The 2,783-nt window shown below is 52.6% G+C and carries 3 protein-coding genes and 2 pseudogenes; 2 read left to right on the top strand and 3 right to left on the bottom strand.

Annotated features, from left to right (window positions below):
* Nucleotides 1-78 precede the first annotated feature (78 nt).
* Nucleotides 79-342, bottom strand: a pseudogene (locus ACTNBU_RS12470) (IS30 family transposase); the annotation flags it as partial.
* A 15-nt stretch (nucleotides 343-357) separates the two neighbouring features.
* Here ACTNBU_RS12470 and ACTNBU_RS12465 point away from each other — a divergent pair.
* The gene (locus ACTNBU_RS12465; protein ID WP_441034410.1) at nucleotides 358-507 is read left to right on the top strand and encodes a hypothetical protein; all 150 of its coding nucleotides are present in this window, start codon (nucleotides 358-360) and stop codon (nucleotides 505-507) included.
* Between the two features lie 179 nt (nucleotides 508-686).
* Here ACTNBU_RS12465 and ACTNBU_RS12460 read toward each other — a convergent pair.
* A pseudogene (locus ACTNBU_RS12460) lies at nucleotides 687-764 on the bottom strand (hypothetical protein); the annotation flags it as partial.
* Nucleotides 765-911: 147 nt separating this feature from the next.
* Here ACTNBU_RS12460 and ACTNBU_RS12455 point away from each other — a divergent pair.
* Complete coding sequence (locus ACTNBU_RS12455; RefSeq protein ID WP_441034408.1) at nucleotides 912-1,271, top strand: hypothetical protein; 360 nt, start codon at nucleotides 912-914, stop codon at nucleotides 1,269-1,271.
* A 571-nt stretch (nucleotides 1,272-1,842) separates the two neighbouring features.
* Here the strand turns inward: ACTNBU_RS12455 and ACTNBU_RS12450 are convergent.
* Nucleotides 1,843-2,526: a FadR/GntR family transcriptional regulator gene (locus tag ACTNBU_RS12450; RefSeq protein WP_441034406.1), complete on the bottom strand. Its 684-nt coding sequence runs from the start codon at nucleotides 2,524-2,526 to the stop codon at nucleotides 1,843-1,845.
* Nucleotides 2,527-2,783 lie beyond the last annotated feature (257 nt).

Genomic DNA, 2,783 nt, shown 5'->3' with positions numbered 1-2,783 from the left:
CAGAATTTGGGACAGACCCGCCCATTTCCTATTTTCGATTCTATTTTCCCGAATATGTGCTGAAAACCCGGTTGCCGCCTAATTGCGCAACCGGGTTTCTCGACAGCCTGACCTGGCGTTGATCAACGCCAGGTTTCGCTTTAGTGCAGCAGGAGCCACACGAGAGAGATTTCTTCCCTTGGGATAAAACTGCCGGAGCAGGCTGTTCAGATTTTCATTTGTACCTTTTTGCCATGCACAATACGGATCAGCAAAACAGACGTCACAGTGCAGTCTCTCCTCAATTCTGCTCCAGTTTGCGAACTCGGCTCCACGGTCGCAGGTAATTGTCTTGATCATTTGAGAAGGAAGGGGGGCGTGATCATTCTGTCCGTTTTTGTGTTCCGTGAGATATGGGTGTTTATTTACGGAATGGTTTACACCGTGATCACCAGCATCGCGCTGGATGGGATCCCCCTCTTATGGCGGCGCTTCTTTGATAATGTCTTGCGTCGGCAGGGTAATTGAGCGTGGGCGAAGCGGACCTGCCGCGTCCCTGCTTCTTCCGGATGATCAGGCCGCTGTATTCCAGTTCCCGAAAGATCCTTACTGATAATCTGAATCAGTCCCTGGAACGGCGGTCTGCCTGGAAGGGAACATTTGAACGCCCGGGCGGTACGGATATCATAGCGTTTTTCTGCCCGTTCCATTTTACTGTAAAGATGCTGAAGATCATGAAAGGCATCTGGTGCATCATCGGGAAGGCCCCCATGCCAATCGAGGATATCCTGACGGCGATTATCATAGGTCTTGCCGTTATATCCATCGTGAATTCCGACCGCTGATACAATTGGCCAGCTTTGTCACAGACCATCCTTTTCCCCGGCTGGACTTCCATATGGTAGTTTTCCATACAGCTTCAACTTCTATTTGTGTTCATTGGTCTTCGTGCCCACTCAGCAACGCTGATTCAACGATTTGAAGACAACTTCGAATTGATCAGCAAAACGAATGACGCGATCTTTAAGCGGCGAGCTGTGCGCTGTTTTCAGGATACCTGGTTCAAGCCGGATTCCGGGGATATAAGTTTCACAGACCGATTCAAAGCCGCAGCGAAGAAGCGTTCTGTTCTCCTTGATAGCGGTCAGGTATCTCCGGCCAATGGTATTGTGAAAATGGCCGAGGCAGAGCCCGAGGAGGTTGAACATCTTTTCGTTGACGCTCTTTTTGCAGAGGATCAGGGAAATCTCCAGCCGTGTCAGGATCTTTATGCTCCAATTGGATCCGGCTGACCCTTCAAATTGGAAGCCCTCTACGGAATGTGCGGCTTGCGCCCGATCCTATAATCTCTATCAGGGGCGTCTCGGTGCCGCCTTCGCGTAGGGCAAGTGCGGCAGTCCTGCGCCGCGCCTTTTGCGAAAAAAAGAAATCCCTGAAACCGTCGCGGTTTCAGGGATTTTGGGTTGCAGAGACAGGACTTGTACCTGCGGCCTCCGGGTCACGAGATGAAAGCGGAGCTTGTCTGGTGTTATCTGGTTGTGATCGTTGCTTCAAAACTTCATCTGAATAAATAGCCGATAAATCGTTGATAAAAACCGGCGGGAGATTTTGCTTTTGAAGCTCCGATAATGGTTGATTGTCCCGCCCTGTAGGCTGCGGGTCCTGCAATCCGTGGGAAGTAAAACGGAGGAACGTTGATACGATCATACAATGCCCGCGGATTGGCTTTATCCAGCCAATCCGCGGACATTGCTGTATCACGGTTGTTTCAAAGAGGGGGGATTCTCTGCGGCCTGCCGCTGTGCAGCACGGTCCTGTGCATTTCCAGCACCGGCGGTTTTGAACACTTGCTCTTTCGGCCGCTCAAGTGCTTTCGGCACCGTGGATGGTATCTCCGAAGTACGTGGCCCGGACGATGTCCTCGACATCGTCCAGCTTGCGGTTTTTCAGCGTTTCATACAGCTGGCTGTGGGCGGCGACCAGTTCATCGCCCCGGCCGCTGTTGATCATCGTGGCAACCGTCTCATAACGCATAGCGTACGTCAAGGTACGCACCACACGGCTGATCTTATCCGCCAGAGGATTTTTTCCCATCTGGGAGATCATATTGTGGAACTCGTTATCCACTTGGAAGAATCTGTTCACCGTGTCCTCGCCGCTGCGAACGATCTCCTTCATCTGTTCCAGCAGAGCCTCCAGCGCACGGCCCTCCTCCTCTTCGTATTTCAGACTGGCCAGGCGTATGATCCCGGCTTCGGTCATCTCCCGCAGCTCCATCAGGTTCTCAAAGGAGTCCTGGTTCAGGATGATCCCGTAGATCATGGGGTCGATCATGCTCTCCTGAAAACCGCTGCAGACGAAGGTCCCCTCTGACCGCTTGCTCTCCAGTACGCCCAAGTAGGACAGGATCTTGATCGCCTCCCGCACAGAACTGCGGGCAACACCCATGGACGCGGCCAGATCCGGCTCCGGCGGGATCCGGTCTCCGGGCTTCAGCTCCTTGTTCCGCATGGCTTCCGTCAGGCAATTGATGACGCTCTGCACCACAGACTCTTTTTTTAAATTCTTTATATATCCAGGCGTGTCACTCATAACGATCCTTTCCTCCCGTAGCCGGGAAATTGTCATGATCTATGTATAACATAACACAAATCAAAGCCTGCGGGAAGGGTAAAATCTACTGTTTGGCAAAACAGCGGGCGGCAGGAAAGATCTGCCGCCCGCTGCTATTGGGATGAAGCGGCGAGAGCCGTTGATCCGTGTGGGAATCGCCGTTATCATGCCGGTATCATCGGCCCCGGTGC

The organism is Dysosmobacter sp. HCP28S3_G4, assembly GCF_052065175.1.
In the GTDB taxonomy this organism is placed as follows: Bacteria; Bacillota; Clostridia; order Oscillospirales; family Oscillospiraceae; genus Oscillibacter.
This window is presented reverse-complemented; position numbering and strand designations above follow the sequence as displayed.